The following is a 15,778-nucleotide window of genomic DNA, read 5'->3' on the forward strand; positions in this document are numbered from 1 at the left end:
GTCCTCCTGCCTCACACGGCAGCATGAGTTATTCCGGCTTCATCGCGCATCGGCGTCACCGCAACTCACTCCGCTGCAGCCGCCGTCGTCCGGGTCGGCTTGCGCTCGTTCTTGCCTTCCGCGAGGTCGCGCACCACCATGTAGAAGATCGGCGTGAAGATCAGGCCGAACAGCGTGACGCCGAGCATGCCGAAGAAGACGGCGACGCCGACCGCCTGGCGCATCTCCGATCCGGAGCCGGTGGAGATCACCAGCGGTAGCACGCCGAGGATGAAGGCGAACGAGGTCATCAGGATCGGCCGCAGTCGCAACCGGCAAGCCTCGATCACCGCCTCCAGGCGCGGTTTGCCCTCGAGCTCGATGTCCCGCGCAAACTCGACGATCAGGATCGCGTTCTTGGCGGCCAATCCCACCAGCACAATGAAGCCGATCTGGGTGAGGATGTTGACGTCCTGGCCCAGGATGCGCACCCCGATAGTGGCGGCAAGCAAGCACATCGGCACGATCAGGATGACAGAAAACGGCAAGCTCCAGCTCCCGTATTGCGCGGCCAGGACCAGATAAACGAACAGCACGCAGATCGGGAACACGAACAATCCGGTGTTGCCGCCGGTGACCTGCTGATAGGACAGGTCGGTCCACTCGAAGGAAACGCCACTCGGCAGTGTATTCTCGGCAAGCTTCCTCATAGCGGCGATCGCGGTCGCCGAACTCGTCCCCGGCAAGCCTTCGCCCTGCAGCTCGGCCGCCGGATAGAGATTGTAGCGGGCGACGCGATCGGGACCCGCGACGTCCTTGAAATCTATGACGCTGCCGAGCATCACCGTGTCGGCATTGACGTTGCGGGTCCGCAGCCGCGCAAGATCAGGACGCTCCTTCCGGAACGGCAGGTCGGCCTGCGCGGTGACGTGATAGGTGCGGCCGAACAGGTTGAAGTCGTTGACATAGGTCGAGCCGAAATAGGTCTGGATCGTGTCGGTAATGTTCTGGATGGGAACGCCGAGCTTCTGCGCCCTGACTTGATCGATGTTGACGAAGACCTGCGGCGTGTTCGCGGAGAATGGCGAGAACACAGTAGGGGCGAGGAGCAGCGGCGACTTGCGCGCCGCTGCGACGAGTTCGTCGGTCGCCGCCGCCAGCAGCTTCGGACCACGGCCTTGCCGGTCCTGGATGCGCATGGTGAAGCCGCCGCCGGTGCCGATGCCGGGGATCGGCGGTGGCGGGATCACGATGATGAACGCACCTTCGATGGCCGACAGCCGCTTGCGCAGATCCGCCGTGATAACCCGCGCGTTCAGTCCCTTCTTGAGGCGCACCTCCGGTTCTTCGAACACCGGAAACAACGCCGCCGAGTTGCTCGCCTGTGTGCGGGTCGCTCCAGACAGACCTGCAAAGACCGCAATATGCGAAATTCCAGGCGTATCGAGCGCGATGCTCTCGATCCTGCGAACGATCTCGGTGGTCCGCGCCAGCGATGCCGCGCCTGGCAATTGCGCCGATATGATCACGTAGCCGCGATCCTGTGGCGGAATGTAGCCTTGGGGCGTGGTGACAAGCAGCCAGCCGGCGCTGCCGATCAGGACCATATAGACGAGCAGCATCACCACGCGATGCCGGATCACGAAGCGTGCGACGTCAGCATAAAAATGCGACAGCCAATCAAAGCCGCGGTTGAACAGACTGGTAAACCATTCCCAGCCGCGCGCGATCAAATTCCAGGCAGCCGGTGGCCGCTTCTTCGCGTGCGGAAGGAGGATCTGCGAAGCCAGTGCCGGCGACAGGGTCAGCGAACAGAAGCAGGAGATTGCTGTCGCGACCGCTATGGTGACCGCGAACTGCTGGAAGAACTGCCCGGTAATGCCACCGAGAAACGCGGTCGGCACGAACACAGCGCACAACACCAGCGCGATCGACACCAGCGCGCCGCCGACCTCCTCCATCGTCTTCAGCGCGGCATCGCGCCGGCTCAAGCCTTGCGCGAGATGCCGCTCGACATTCTCGACCACGACAATGGCGTCATCGACCACGATGCCAACTGCGAGCACAAGTCCGAACAGCGTGAGATTGTTGATGCCATAGCCGAGGGCTGCCATGGCCGCAAAGGTACCAACCAGCGACACCGGGATCGCCACGATTGGGATGATCGCCGGACGCCAGCCCTGCAGGAACACCAGCACCACGATGACAACCAGTGCCATCGCTTCATAGATGGTCTTGATCAGCTCGCTGATGGACTGCCGGATGAACTCGGTGGGGTTGTAGCCGATATTGTAGTCGAGCCCCTTGGGGAAGCCGACCTTCAGTTTTTCCATCGTGTCCTTAATGCCCTTGGCGGTCGCAAGCGCGTTCGACCCTGGCCGCTGCGTCACCCGCAACGCCACCGCTGACTTGCGGAACAGGAAGCTGTTGGTGGAATAGTCGAGCGCGCCGAGCTCGATCCGCGCCACGTCGCGCAGGCGCACGATGCGGCCGTCCTGGCCCGATTTGACGACGATGTCCTCGAATTGGGACGGATCCTTCAGCCGGCCAACGAAGGTTAGATTCGGCTGGAAGGCGCGGTCGGCAATCGGTGGGCTCGCAAGCTGGCCGCCCGCAATCTGCAGGTTCTGGGCGCGGACCGCCGCAACCACATCGTTCGAAGTCAGGCCGAGATTCGCGATCTTGTCGGGATCAAGCCACAGCCGCATCGAATAATCGCGCGCGCCGAAGATCTGGATGTCGCCGATGCCGTCAAGCCGCAGCAACTGGTCGCGCACCTGCAGCAAAGCATAGTTGGAGATGTATAGCTGGTCGAGCGAATCGTCGGGCGACAGCATGAACACGACCATGAGGATGTCGGGCGAGTCCTTCTTGGTGACGACGCCATTGCGCTGCACCTCCTCCGGCAATTGCGGCTGCGCAATTGCTACGCGGTTCTGCACCAGCACCTGCGCCTTGTCGAGATCAGTGCCGAGCTTGAAGGTGATGGTGATGGTAAGCTGGCCATTCGAGGTCGCCTGGCTGTACATGTACAGCATATCCTCGACGCCGTTGATCTGCTGCTCGATGGGAGCGGCGACGGTATCCGAGATGGTCTGCGCGGAGGCGCCCGGATATTGCGCGGTCACTACCACGGTCGGCGGCACCACTTCCGGATACTCTGCGACGGGCAACGTTCTGTAGGCGATCGCTCCCACGATCAGGAGCACGATCGACAGCACCATCGCCAGGATGGGTTGATTGATGGAAAGACGCCCGAGATTCATGACTTTTTGCCGCCGCTCTCGGCCTTCTTCGGTGCGACCTTGGCGCCGACGCGGGCCCGCTGGATGCCGTCGATGATGATGCGATCTTCCGGCTTGAGGCCCGTACGGACTACGCGCAGACCTTCATCCAAAGGCCCGAGCTCGACCGCTCGCGCTTCCACCGTGTCGTCATCCTTCACCACGAATACGATCTTGCGCGACTGGTCGGTCGCGATCGCCGTATCCGGCAACAGCAACGGTTCATAGGGTGAGGAGCCGATCAGCCGCACGCGACCGAATTGTCCGGGCAGAATGGACAGATCGTGGTTGGGGATGATCGCGCGGCTGCGCAGCGTGCCGGTCGACACGTCGAGCCGGTTGTCGAGGAAATCCATCTTGCCCTCATGCGAGGGTTTCATCTCGCCGGTGAGCGTCACCTGCACGGGGTTGGCCGTGTCGCGCGAGCTCGGCCTCTTGCCCTCGAACCACAGTCTGTTGTTCTTCAGGTAGGTCGCCTCATCGACATCGAAATAGATGTAGATGGGATCCATTGAAACGATGGTGGTCAGCAATGTGGATGCGCCATTGTCACTGCCGCTGACGAGATTGCCGACACTGACGAGATGGCGGCTGACGCGGCCGGTGATCGGCGCCACAACATGCGTGAACTCGACATTGAGTTGGGCTGCCTTCAGCGCACCCTCGGCGATAGTCTCGGCGGCGTTCGCGGCCTGCAAGGCCTGGCGGCGCTGGTCGACGACCTGTTCGGAGACTGCGCTGGTCTGGACAAGCTTCAGCCCGCGATCGAGCTCGCGCTTAGCAAGCTCAGTCTTTGCCCGGGCATCGGCAAGCTGGCCATTGGCTTGCTCGGCCACCGCCTCAAACGGCCGCGGGTCGATGATGTAAAGCAGGTCGCCGGCATAAACCATGTCGCCGTCCTTGAACTCGACATTGGTAACGAAGCCGCCGACGCGGGCACGGATCTGAACCTCCTGGATCGCCTCGAAGCGGCCGGTGAACTCGTCCCAGTCGGTGACGCTCCGTTTGACCGGTTGTGCCACCGTCACCGACGGCGGCGGAGGCGCGGCCGCCTGCGATTGCGCCTTCTCGTCGCAGCCAGCGAGCGCGAGCGCGAACAGCAGACCGATCGGTGCGCCGCCGCATCGTGCAAGGCGGCGAAACGAACCGCGATCGAGCCGGGTCGCCGGAGCCGGATACTCCGTTCTGTCAGGCACACTCACTTCCGTCTCCCCAAGGACTTAGAATGTTGCAATTGACAAGGAGAGATTGACGGGCTGGGAGACTGCTGCCAGCGCCGTCGCCAGCTTGCGCCGGAGCTCCCCAAGTCCGGTTCAGATCCTCGACCAGCATTGCCGCGGCGTGGCGCGCGAGCGCCTGGGTCGGGGCGTTCGTGTTGCCGCTAGTGATGTTCGGCATGATCGAGGCGTCAATCACCCGGAGGCCATCGACCCCGCGGACCCTGAGCCTTGCGTCAACCACCGCTCGCGCATCCTGGCCCATCCGGCACGTGCCGACCGGATGAAACATCGTCGTCACGGCACGCTTCACCCATTCGCCGATCTCGGCGTCCGACTGGATGCGCGGGCCGGGCTCGATCTCTTCCGCGATCACCGGCGCCAGCGACTCCTGCGCCATGACCTTGCGGATTGCGCGCACCGATTCCACCGCGGCCCTCAGGTCTTCTTCCTCACCCATGAAGTTCGGGTTGATGAGCGGCATCGACGTCGGGTCGCTGTCGGCCAGCCGCACCCAGCCACGGCTCTTGGGCTGAAGCACCACGAGTTCGAAGGTGATGCCGGATCGATCGCCCGTCGGGCTGATTCCATCGGCCGCGATGATAGGCACGTGATAGCATTGGATCGTAGGATCGGCAGTGAAGTCGGACGGATTCCAGTGGGAAACCGTCTCGATGCCGTTGCCTGACGCCGGGCCATCCTTGGTGGCGAAATAGCGCAGGCCCGCCTTCACGCTGCCGAGGCCCTGCGCGGCTGCCTGATAGCCGAGATCGCCCTTTACGTAGGCACGGACCGGCACGATCGCGTGGTCGTGGAGATTTTCGCCCACCTCCGGAGAATCGACGATCACCGCGATACCGTGCTGGCGCAGCTGCTCGGCCGGCCCGATGCCCGAGTGCATAAGGATCTTCGGGCTATGGACGGTGCCGGCCGACAGCGCAACCTCGCCGGCCATGATCGTCTCAAGGCCGTTGTCCATGAGCTCGACGCCGACAGCCCGCTTGTTCTCGACGAGGATGCGAGCGACCGTCTTGCCGGTGAGAAGAGTGATGCGGCCTGAGGCGAGGTGCGGACGCAGATAAGCGTCGACCGCGCTGCACCGGCGCTGATTTCCGACCGTTGACTGCACCGGCGAGACGCCGACTTGGCTCTTGCCGTTATAGTCGGGGTTATAGGGAAGCCCATATTCCTGGAAGGCCTTGAGGCAATACTGGTTCAGCTCGTTGATGCCCTTGGGCAGCTGGACCGCCAGACCACCATCGATGCCGTGATATTCGTCGTGGAAGGTGTCGTTGTCTTCCTGCGCCATGAAGACGGGAAGCAGGTCTTCATACGACCATTTGCCGGTGTCGCCGACCGCGTCCTGCCACGCGGCGTAGTCGCGTACTTGGCCACGGACGTAGCACATCGCATTGATCGAGGAGCCGCCGCCGAGCACCTTGCCTGAACGATATGCTCGCTTGGTGCCGTGCTGAGGAACCGTCTCGTATTTCCAGACATGCCGGTCGTGGGCTAGTATTTTGGCGAAGCCAGCAGGAATGTGGATGAACGGATCGCGATCCGTATCGCCCGCTTCGATCAGCGCGATCGAAGCATCGGTGTGTACGGCGAGATAACTCGCAACGACGCAGCCGGCCGCGCCCGCACCAACAATGACAATGTCGTAGGCTTTTTGGGACATCAGCGTCTTTCTCTTTCGCGCCATTTGTGTCGTTCAATCAACACCCGTGACTGGCGGCGCGCCATCGCGGTGCCTGATCCCGAGATTGATTGAACCATGCGCTTCGAGAGTGACCATGCAACGCCGGCGAGGGAAATCACCTCTCGCCATGGAGTCGATAGACGATCGTTATTGCCGCTCGCCGCGCGGCGTGATGCCGTACCGAGGAATGCCACGAGCCCGCATGGCTTGCGAAAGTGACGTTTCCGTTCTGCAGAGACTTCTAAGCCGCGTTCAGTCGCTGAATCGGCAATGAATGCCGTCGCGGCTTGCACAACTGGGTGCCGCGAACTTTGTGCAGTGAGCCCCGAGAGATGTTCGTACATGACGCACGAGAACGGCAAGAAGCGCGCGGGGCGCTGTGGACATTCATGATCCGCATGAATAACTCAAACGCATTTTCACGACCTAGCCCCTCTTGAACGAATTGGTCATTTTGCGCGCCAACGCATTCGAAGATTGCTCAGGAGATGACCAGACTCTGCGGAAGCTTCGGCTGAAGCAACCATCGCCCGTTGCCTTGACACAGATCGGAGCACTCACTAGCTCGACGGCACGGCCGCCAGCAATACGCGTAGGCAAGTTTTCAAACCTGACTTGGAAGTCGTCTCGTACGCTGGTTTCTTTGTTGTGGCATTATAGGTTTATGATGGAAGCATTCGTTCGCCGGCAGAACCGCACGAGGTTTCTTGAGAAGTACTTTGACTATTTGGCTCTGGTTCCCGCAGCGGCGGCGATTTGTTATCCATTTCTGCTCAATGCTTTTCATGCCATCGTCGGCACGCAGGCCGTAAGCCCGCCGCCGTTCGCAATCGTCAGCGCGACCTTCATCCTGGTCGTGGCGTTCGTCGTGCCGTTTCTTGGGATCGCTCTGGCTTGTCGTCCGACGTCCAATCCCGGTTCAAGACGCCTCGCCTATGCCAGCGTGGTGTCGCCAACGCTTTATGTCTTTCTCGGCGTTGTCCAGACCTTGATCAAAAGCCCTATTCCCGACGAGGTCGTCTGGTGCGCGATTTGGCTCGCAATCGCGATCTGGTCGCAGTCTGCCCGAGACCCGGTCGCCGCAGCTGCGCCTGCAGTCGGGGGCTGGCGGGTGGTCCACGGGGTGACGGCCGCGGTCCTGTCCCTATACGTGGTGTTTCATCTCACCAATCATCTGTTCGGCCTGATAGGGCCGGATGCGCATGCGGCCGTTATGACGATCGGACGCGTGGTTTATCGCTCTGCCGTAGGTGAACCGCTGTTGGTGGCGGCCATGCTTTTCCAAATCGGCACCGGCCTCTTTCTGGCCTGGCGCTGGAGCGCCGCAGCGCATGACCCCCAGCGGACCTATCAGGTCGCTTCGGGAGCCTATCTCTCAGTGTACATTCTCGGCCACATGAACTCGGTCTTCGTCTACGCGCGAAGCTTTCTCGGCATACCGACAGATTGGAATTTCGCGATCGGAGCCCCGACTGGGCTCATTCATGACGCATGGAATATCCGTCTGCTGCCTCACTACGCGCTCGGGGCCTTCTTCGTCCTGAGCCACCTTGCTTCAGGGCTCAGAGTGGTGCTGATCGCGCACGGTGTAGACGAACGTAATGCCAATCGCCTTTGGAGTGTCTGCGTCGCGATGAGCGCCATCGTCGCGGCCGCGATCATCGCGGGAATGTGCGGCGTCAGGATCGGTGCATTGGCTTCGTGACTTGCGAACGTGATTATCGCGGTCGCATACGCCGTTCTGCGCAAGGCTCGCGGGAATCCCCGACCTGGGTGGCCTGCCGCCGCTCACGTGGCGGTTGACCTCTCCGATTCGCTGTCATTTGACCTCAAGGCGGTGTTGTACGGCGTCCTCGACGGTTGATCGAAGTCAGACGGGACGCACGCGCACAGCGCTTTTAGGCAATGATACCCCGCGCTTATCGAATGCATGTCCAAACGGAATTTCTCATTTCGCCGGCTGCGTCCGATCCTGAGGTCCACTGGTCGGCCGAACACGCGGCTGCCCCGACATTGATTGAAGCCATTGCGCCGAGCCGCCGTGCCGTGCGCGGGCAGCAAAGGAGCGCCCAATGAAATTATCGAGGACTGTCGGCCTGGCTGTCGCCATTTCGCTGGTCGCCGGCACCGTGGCGGCGCTCGCTCAGATCAGCGGAGCGGCTCCGGCCGGCCCAACCGCGAAAGTGGTGGACGCCTCCGGGCACCTGCGCGTGCCGGCAGACTACCGAACCGTCTACCAAACGCTGGGGAGCTGGGCGATTGCCGCCGACAGCGGCCAGGGCTCGAAGGAAATGCACACCGTCTACGCATCCCCGGGGGCGATCGACGCCTACCAAAAGACGGGACACTTCCCGGACGGCGCCGTTCTGGTGAAAGAGGTCTTCGCGACCTCGACGAACGAGATGACCACCGGCACAGTAAGCCACGCCGACAAGCTCAAGGGCTGGTTCGTCATGGTGAAGGACAACAAGGGAACGCATCCCGACAACCCGTTGTGGGGCGACGGGTGGGGATGGTCGTGGTTCGACGCGGACAAGCCGCTCAAGACTACCTCTACCGACTACCACACCGATTGCCAGGGGTGCCATGTGCCCGCCAAGGCCACCGACTGGATTTACGTGAACGGATATCCCGTCCTGCGTGACTAGGCGGCCGCATGCGTAGGCGCTCTCCTCCTGCTGCTGTTTCGCGGAGGCCACTGTCGAGTCCGGCGAGCTGGTGTGGCAAGCCGTGAGACAGGAGGAGTCATTGTGACCATTCACTTCGGTTATCGACCTGTCGGGTCCGACCGACTTTCAGACTACAAACGAGCGCATGGAGTTCGGCGTGTCCTTCTCGGTCTATGACATCACAGTCCCTGTCATGGTGCATGGACTGAACGTAATGGACGACTATCTCGACCACGCCCAAGCACTTGAACGGACCAAGGCGTTTGAGCCTGGGAGGATTCTTGGCGAGCGGCTCGCGCCCAACATGCTTACTTTCGGAGAACAGTTCTCCGTAAGCTGCAACAAGGTCGAGGCGCATGTGGCGAAGTTGATGCAGCATGATCCGCCAGCACCCAGAAACACCCCGATGATGTATCCAGCGTTAAAAAGGCGGCTCCTTGAGACTCGCGGTTTCCTTCAAAACGTGCAGCCCGACGAGATTTCCGGCGCGCAGTCCCACACATACGAACTGACGCCGCCTATCGTGCGCGGGTGGTTCGGCGGCGAAGACTACATCCGGCACCTGGTGCTGCCCGACTTCTTCTTCCACATCTCGATTGCGCACGCGATCCTCCGGCACCTTGGAGCGACGATCGGGAAGCGTGACTACCTCGGCAACCTCACTCAGCAAAGCGGCGGTGACTACTCGTAAGAGGCGCGCTTCCATGGCGCGGGGCGAGTGGAATGGAAACCATAACGACCGGACATTTCCAAAGGTTAGCGTGCCGGCATAGCTTTTCTGTGCATCTAACCGGGCTGACCTGTGACGTTGTGCGGGGTGCCTGCCAGCATAAGGCGGTGATCATCCTCTTGCCTGGATGCACTCTCCGCGTCGCAAGGACCCGGTCGAGCAACCAACAACGTAGGAGTCACTGATGTCGTTCCGCTTCATCACCAAGTCTATCCACGCCTACCTAATCGATTATCCCGTCGCGATCGTCTTGATCGGAGCGCCGTTCGCGCTGAAGCTCGGCCAGAGCGGACCGGTCGCAATGTGGCTTTCAGTTGTCGTCGGTGTCGCGGCGCTACTCTTGGCCGCCCTGACCGACCATCCCACCGGGCTCGTCCGCATCATTCCCTACTGGCTCCACCTTTGGGTCGATCGCGCCGTCGGGGTCGTGTTTATCATCGCTCCGTTTGCCTTCAAATTCGTTGGGCTCGACGCCTGGTACTACTGGGTCCTCGCCGCCGCCGTCCTGCTCACGACGTCAGTCCTTAACGCGCCGGAGAAGCCCGTCGAGGCGCGTTCGCGATTGGACACGCGCACGGCGGGTTGAACGGCTGTGCCGGCGTCGAGCTCGTCGGCTTCGAGCTCGCGCCGCGCAGCGCTCGACCCAACCTGAGGATTAGGTCGTGAGCAGCACGTCCCTGATCGTGACCGACCGCAGCCTGGCGCTCACCGAGCCTAAGGCTGTTGGCGCGCAGGGCAGCACGAAGGTGCTCGCCGCGTCGAGCCTGGGCAGCGGCCTCGTGTTCGTCAGCAGCGCCGTCGTCACCGTCGCGCTCGCGGCGATTGGCCGAGACATGCGCCTGTCGCCACTCGACTTGCAGTGGGTGTTGAACGCCGAGCTCCTGCCGCTCGCAGCCTTGACCTTGGTCGCCGGCGCCCTGGGTGACCGGTTCGGACAGAAGCGGATCTTCCTCGCCGGGATCGCTCTCTATGGCCTGGGCGCTACCGCGATCGGGTTCGCGCCGAGTTTCGCCCCACTCATCGTCGGCCGCTTCCTGCAAGGCTTGGGCGAAGCCTTGATCTTGCCCAACGGCCTGTCCGTGCTTGGGCAGGCCTTTCCCGCCGACAAAAAAGCACGTGCGGTCGGCATCTGGTCCGCCGCCGCGGCTGTCGCCAGCGGCATCGCGCCCGCAATCGCCGGCGCGATCCTCGATCACGGCTCCTGGCGGACGACCTTTTTGATGCTCCTGCCCGTCGTCGCCGGCGCGCTGGCTATCGGTACCGCGTGGATACCCAAGGACTCCCCGACCAGCCACGCCCGGATCGACATCGGTGGCGCGGTCTTTTCGACAGTCGGGCTCGGCGGGCTGGGCGCGGGGCTGACCAGCCTGACCAACGGTTCCGGTGTGAATTTTGGGGTGCTCGTCACCCTAATCGTCGGTCTGGGCGGCTTAGCCTGCCTCATCGTGACCGAACGGCGATTAGGCGACAACGCCATGCTGCCCCCGTCCCTCTTCGCCTCGCGGTCGGTCATCGGCGCAAACCTGTTCACCGCGCTCCTCTACGGAGCGTTCACGGTCGTGCTAACCTTGATCCCGTTCGTGATGATCCGGGGCGCGCACCTGCCGACGCTGGTGGCGGGCCTGGCCTTCATTCCCCTGCAAGTGCTGATCACGGTCATCTCACCGCTCGCCGGCATGCTCTGCCGCGGATTCGGCCGGCGCTTGCCATTGTTCGCCGGCGGCGCCGTCGTCGCCTTGGGATGCGCCATGGCGCTCCGTGTCAGTTCAAACGCGACCTATTGGGCGGATATCTTCCCCCCCATCCTGTTGCTGGCGCTGGGCATGAGCCTGACGATCGCGCCGTTGACGACCCTCGTCCTCACCTCCGTCGAGTCCGATCGCGCCGGAACCGCATCTGGCGTCAACAGCGCAGTTTCGCGCGCCGGGTCCCTCTTCGCCATCGCCCTGCTCGGCGGCGTCCTGCAGCAAGGCGGTCCTCGGCTGTTCTCAGGATTCCACATGGCGATGGCTGTCGCCGCGGTCGCGTGCGTTCTTGCCACGCTCGCGGTGTTCATTATCGAGCCGGGGCGCCACGTCGACTTCATCCCGCGAGACTGACCCGTTCGGTGTTCGTAATCAGCAGGCCGGCAAGGCCGGGATGAGAAAAAATGAAGAACGAAGACCAACCTATAGGCAGAAGGAGAAAGCCCATGAAGATCCGAATCATCACCGCCGCCACCTGCACCGCCCTCGTTTTCTCGATGGCCGGCCCCACCAACGCCCATGATAGCGAAGCGCAAACCGTCACGAAGAACTTCGAGGCGGCTATTCCCAATGTCCCTGGCAAGTCGCTGATCGCCGTGGAAGTCGATTACGCGCCCGGCGCGGCCTCCCTGCCCCACACCCACGCGAAGTCGGCTTTCATCTACGCCTATGTGATTTCGGGCGCGATCGAGTCGAAGGTGAATGACGGCGAGACGCGAATCTATCGGGCAGGCGAGAGCTGGTCCGAACCGCCGGGCGCTATCCATTCGACCAGCCGCAACGCGAGCAACACCGAGTCAGCAAAGCTGCTCGCTGTCTTCGTCCTCGATACCTACGACGGCCCTCTGACCACGCCCATCAAATGAACCTTCAGGCGCATTGAGATGAACAAGGGCCGTCTTCACATGCGGCTGGCCTGCGACCTTCCCATCAGTCGCAGGGCCCTCGTGCGCAGGGCCTAAGCCTTGGTGTGCTCTTCTCAGCCAAAGGTCAGGGGGGGATCAACCTCTGTGCAATGGCTTGGCCCATCTCTCGGAGCCTACGCTTGGGCCTAACGGCCGATGTGTTTAGCGGCGAGAGAAATAGGAGAGGTTCATCGATGATAACAATGGGTGCAACCGCATTTTCATGTTTTGCTCGTAGGATGACTGAGTTTGCTTCCGACCTCGCCAGTGTCATTCACAACCTGATTATGGACGTGCGCGACAGCTACCGACCCGAGCTGCACTACATGCGTGGCCCCGGCCCGCAATGGCGCACCAAACATCAGTCCCGGCTAAGATTCGATTCTGGATCTGTACCGACCAACCCGGCGGCACCAGGAGTCGCCGGTGTACCCAAGCCGTTGTGACGCGGTTCATTCCACCCGATATCCAGCCCAGGAATGAGATTCATGCTCGCTCGCCGAGCGACTACCCGAGCTTGGACGTTGCTCAGCGTCGCCACCTGTTGCATCGCATTGCTCGGCCTTGGGGCCATGCCGGGCCGCTCGGCGTACGCCGGCGCCGCCCTCGAGGAACGCCAATTGCCCATGAAGTTCAGCTGGGTCGCTTGCCAGCCGAATTGCCGAGGATGGATCAGCGCAGTCGGCATCGTCACCGCCGCGACCCCAAGCGATTTCGATGCATTCGCACGCGATTATCGGCTCAAGGGCGAAACCGTCGTGCTGGATTCCGGCGGCGGCTCGGTCAACGACGCGATCGCGCTCGGACGGCGGTTCCGGGCGCTCGAAATGTTCACGACCGTCGGGGCGAGCGTGCTTACCCCCGGCGCACATGGCGAGCGCGCCCACGTGTCGCCGGAGGCCTACTGCGAATCCATGTGCGTTTTTCTGCTGCTGTCGGGCAAGTCGCGTTACGTGCCTGAACAAGCGCATGTCCGCGTGCATCAGATCTGGATGGGCGACCGCGCTGACAATGCTCGAGCCGCGAGCTACAGCGCATATGATCTCATGACCGTTGAGCGCGATATCGGACGTCTCGCCAAATACACCTTCGACATGGGCGGCGCGGGTGATTTGTTGTCACTGTCGCTAAACGTTCCGCCGTGGGAAGATTTACATGAGCTCTCTCGGGAGGAATTGCGAGTGACTAATCTCATCACTACCGACAAAGTTGCTCAGCTGGGCAGCCCCAACGCCGCGGTGGTCGAGCTAACGCCCAACTCGCAACAGGGTCTCTTGGTGAGCACTACGGCGGCGGCCTCCGTTGGGCAAGAGTAGCGAGTAGTCCTTTCGAAGACACTCGGAACAGGATCCGTGCAAACTCGCGGCTTCCCTAATCATCCGCGGGCCCTGGCGACGCTGCAACGTGTTCGATTCAGCCTGATCAAGTTGGCTGTCCCTCGATTTTCTTGGGCTTCTCGATACACACGTCGTGCACACGCCGCCATTTAGCTAATTGGAAAACTAAAACTCTCGTTCCAATCCATCATGGCCAGTTTCAGCCAACAACGGCCAAGAACAGCGTGGCCAATCAAATTCGGGCCGCTTGCGCCAACGCCTGCCGGTGCTCGAAGCTAAGCTTTGGGGACCCGGCCCTTCTGTACGATCCAACGCGCTGCGATACTTCATTAGTGAAGACGCAATGGATTTTGGACTTCTACCGGGATAAGCCAAGCCAACTACTTCGGTCAGAATTCTCAATGCGAAGGAAGCGAGAACAACTCGACCAGACCACGCTAAACTACGCGATATCAGCAGGACGCACTACTCCCACTCTATCGTCCCGGGCGGCTTGCTGGTCACGTCGTAAACCACCCGGTTCACGCCCTTCACCTCGTTGATGATGCGCGTGGCGGTCTCGCCCAAAAACTTCATGTCGAACTGGTAGAAGTCGGCGGTCATGCCGTCGGTGGAGGTGACGGCGCGGAGGCCGACGACGTAGTCATATGTGCGGCCGTCGCCCATGACGCCGACGGTCTTCACCGGGAGCAGCACGGCAAAAGCCTGCCAGATCTCGTCGTAGAGGCCGTGCTTGCGGATCTGGTCGATGTAGACGGCATCCGCCTTGCGCAGGATGTCGAGCTTGTCGCGGGTGATGTCGCCGGGGCAGCGGATGGCGAGGCCCGGGCCCGGGAACGGGTGGCGGCCGACGAAGATTTCGGGCAGGCCGAGCTCACGGCCGAGCTTGCGCACCTCGTCCTTGAACAGCTCGCGCAAGGGCTCGACGAGCTTCATGTTCATGCGCTCGGGAAGGCCGCCGACATTGTGGTGCGACTTGATGGTGACTGAAGGTCCGCCGGTGAAGGAGACGCTCTCGATCACGTCGGGGTAGAGCGTGCCCTGCGCGAGGAAGTCGGCGCCGCCGATCTTCTTGGCTTCAGCTTCGAACACCTCGATGAAGAGGCGGCCGATGGTCTTGCGCTTCACTTCGGGATCGGTGACGCCTTCGAGCTCGCCCAAAAACTGTTTTGACGCGTCCACGTGCACGAGCGGGATGTTGTAGTGGTGGCGGAAGAGGTCGACGACCGTCTTGGCCTCGTCGAGGCGGAGCAGGCCGTGATCGACGAAGACGCAGGTGAGCTGGTCGCCGATCGCTTCGTGGATCAGCACGGCCGCCACGGCCGAATCGACACCGCCGGACAGGCCGCAGATCACCTTGCCCTTGCCGACCTGCTGGCGGATCTTTGCGATCTCCTCCTCGCGGAAGGCGCGCATGGTCCAGTCGCCGGTGAGGCCGGCGATCTTGCGCACGAAGTTGCGGATGAGCTTTGCGCCGTCGGGTGTGTGCACCACTTCGGGGTGGAACATCAGGCCGTAATATTTGCGCTTCTCGTCCTGGATGATCGCGAAGGGCGCGTTCGGCGAGGTGCCGGCGACGGAGAAGCCCGGCGGCATTTTTGTGATGCGGTCGCCATGGCTCATCCAGACCTGGTTCTTGCTGCCTGAGGACCAGACGTCCTCGAACAGCTTGCTCTGCGCCTTCACCTCGACATCGGCGCGGCCGAATTCGCGGTGATGGCCGCCCTCGACGGTGCCGCCGAGCTGCTCCGCCATGGTCATCTGGCCATAGCAGATCCCCATCACGGGCACACCGGAGGCGAAGATCAGCTGCGGGGCGCGGGGCGAGCCGGCTTCATGCACCGACTCCGGCCCGCCGGAGAGGATCACCGCCTTCGGTTTCATCTCCAGAAAAGCCGCTTCGGCCTTGTTGAACGGGACGATCTCGCAATAGACGCCGTCCTCGCGCACGCGACGCGCGATCAGCTGCGTCACCTGGCTGCCGAAGTCGACGATGAGAATCTTGTCATGCGCCGAGGCCACGGAGGACGTCGACGCGGAGCGGTCGTTCTGTGCTGCTGTCATGGCAAGCAGATACGCGACACGGCCCCTCCCCGCAACCGCGCTGGCCCACGCGCCCACATTCTTCTTTGGGCATGGACAAATCGATATAGGTAAGTATTATTGACCTAATTTGCCCCGCCAGCGACAGGGGCCGATCAGGGAGAATT

General features: G+C 62.1%; 11 protein-coding genes. 7 read left to right on the forward strand and 4 right to left on the reverse strand.

Features of this window, described 5'->3' with window-relative positions; genetic code table 11:
- Positions 1 to 65 precede the first annotated feature (65 nt).
- From QA649_RS27360 to QA649_RS27370, 3 genes are all read right to left on the reverse strand, one after another.
- A complete protein-coding gene (locus tag QA649_RS27360; protein WP_283019912.1) occupies positions 66 to 3,245 on the reverse strand; it encodes a multidrug efflux RND transporter permease subunit in 3,180 nt (1,059 codons plus the stop codon).
- On the reverse strand, positions 3,242 to 4,372 hold the full coding sequence (locus QA649_RS27365) for an efflux RND transporter periplasmic adaptor subunit (protein ID WP_283026108.1): 1,131 nt from the start codon (positions 4,370 to 4,372) through the stop codon (positions 3,242 to 3,244). Before QA649_RS27365 ends, QA649_RS27360 begins: the two co-directional genes overlap by 4 nt.
- A 79-nt stretch (positions 4,373 to 4,451) precedes the next feature.
- Entirely contained in the window at positions 4,452 to 6,161 is a 1,710-nt protein-coding gene (locus QA649_RS27370) for a GMC oxidoreductase (protein ID WP_283019913.1), read from the reverse strand.
- A 685-nt stretch (positions 6,162 to 6,846) separates the two neighbouring features.
- On the opposite strand from QA649_RS27370, the gene QA649_RS27375 reads away from it, so the two are divergent.
- The 7 genes from QA649_RS27375 (at position 6,847) to QA649_RS27405 (ending at position 13,547) form a co-directional block, all read left to right on the forward strand.
- Positions 6,847 to 7,887, forward strand: coding sequence for a hypothetical protein (locus tag QA649_RS27375; protein ID WP_283019914.1), 1,041 nt, complete (start codon positions 6,847 to 6,849; stop codon positions 7,885 to 7,887).
- 367 nt (positions 7,888 to 8,254) lie between these two features.
- Positions 8,255 to 8,830: a cytochrome P460 family protein gene (locus tag QA649_RS27380; protein ID WP_283019915.1), complete on the forward strand. Its 576-nt coding sequence runs from the start codon at positions 8,255 to 8,257 to the stop codon at positions 8,828 to 8,830.
- Positions 8,831 to 9,008: 178 nt separating this feature from the next.
- Positions 9,009 to 9,542 (forward strand): DUF1993 family protein, encoded by a 534-nt coding sequence (locus tag QA649_RS27385; protein WP_283019916.1) that lies wholly within the window; start codon positions 9,009 to 9,011, stop codon positions 9,540 to 9,542.
- A gap of 223 nt (positions 9,543 to 9,765) precedes the next feature.
- Positions 9,766 to 10,167 (forward strand): hypothetical protein, encoded by a 402-nt coding sequence (locus tag QA649_RS27390; protein WP_283019917.1) that lies wholly within the window; start codon positions 9,766 to 9,768, stop codon positions 10,165 to 10,167.
- 76 nt (positions 10,168 to 10,243) lie between these two features.
- Positions 10,244 to 11,680 carry an MFS transporter gene (locus QA649_RS27395; RefSeq protein WP_283019918.1) on the forward strand — a complete coding sequence of 479 codons (1,437 nt, stop codon included), beginning with the start codon at positions 10,244 to 10,246 and terminating at the stop codon, positions 11,678 to 11,680.
- A gap of 92 nt (positions 11,681 to 11,772) precedes the next feature.
- A complete protein-coding gene (locus QA649_RS27400; protein WP_283019919.1) occupies positions 11,773 to 12,192 on the forward strand; it encodes a cupin domain-containing protein in 420 nt (139 codons plus the stop codon).
- 611 nt (positions 12,193 to 12,803) lie between these two features.
- The gene (locus tag QA649_RS27405) at positions 12,804 to 13,547 is read left to right on the forward strand and encodes a hypothetical protein (RefSeq protein WP_283026109.1); all 744 of its coding nucleotides are present in this window, start codon (positions 12,804 to 12,806) and stop codon (positions 13,545 to 13,547) included.
- Positions 13,548 to 14,033: 486 nt separating this feature from the next.
- Here QA649_RS27405 and guaA read toward each other — a convergent pair whose 3' ends face one another.
- Positions 14,034 to 15,632, reverse strand: coding sequence for a glutamine-hydrolyzing GMP synthase (guaA, locus tag QA649_RS27410; RefSeq protein ID WP_283019920.1), 1,599 nt, complete (start codon positions 15,630 to 15,632; stop codon positions 14,034 to 14,036).
- Positions 15,633 to 15,778: the final 146 nt, after the last annotated feature.

The sequence above is a fragment of the Bradyrhizobium sp. CB1717 genome (assembly GCF_029714325.1).
Classification (GTDB): Bacteria; Pseudomonadota; Alphaproteobacteria; order Rhizobiales; family Xanthobacteraceae; genus Bradyrhizobium.

Excerpts from the sequence above, each read along its gene's own strand:
- QA649_RS27380 (WP_283019915.1), top strand. The coding sequence starts at position 8,255 with ATGAAATTATCGAGGACTGTCGGCCTGGCTGTCGCCATTTCGCTGGTC.
- QA649_RS27375 (WP_283019914.1), top strand. The coding sequence starts at position 6,847 with ATGATGGAAGCATTCGTTCGCCGGCAGAACCGCACGAGGTTTCTTGAG.
- QA649_RS27390 (WP_283019917.1), top strand. The coding sequence starts at position 9,766 with ATGTCGTTCCGCTTCATCACCAAGTCTATCCACGCCTACCTAATCGAT.
- QA649_RS27370 (WP_283019913.1), bottom strand. The coding sequence starts at position 6,161 with ATGTCCCAAAAAGCCTACGACATTGTCATTGTTGGTGCGGGCGCGGCC.
- QA649_RS27405 (WP_283026109.1), top strand. The coding sequence starts at position 12,804 with ATGCCGGGCCGCTCGGCGTACGCCGGCGCCGCCCTCGAGGAACGCCAA.
- QA649_RS27360 (WP_283019912.1), bottom strand. The coding sequence starts at position 3,245 with ATGAATCTCGGGCGTCTTTCCATCAATCAACCCATCCTGGCGATGGTG.
- guaA (WP_283019920.1), bottom strand. The coding sequence starts at position 15,632 with ATGACAGCAGCACAGAACGACCGCTCCGCGTCGACGTCCTCCGTGGCC.
- QA649_RS27400 (WP_283019919.1), top strand. The coding sequence starts at position 11,773 with ATGAAGATCCGAATCATCACCGCCGCCACCTGCACCGCCCTCGTTTTC.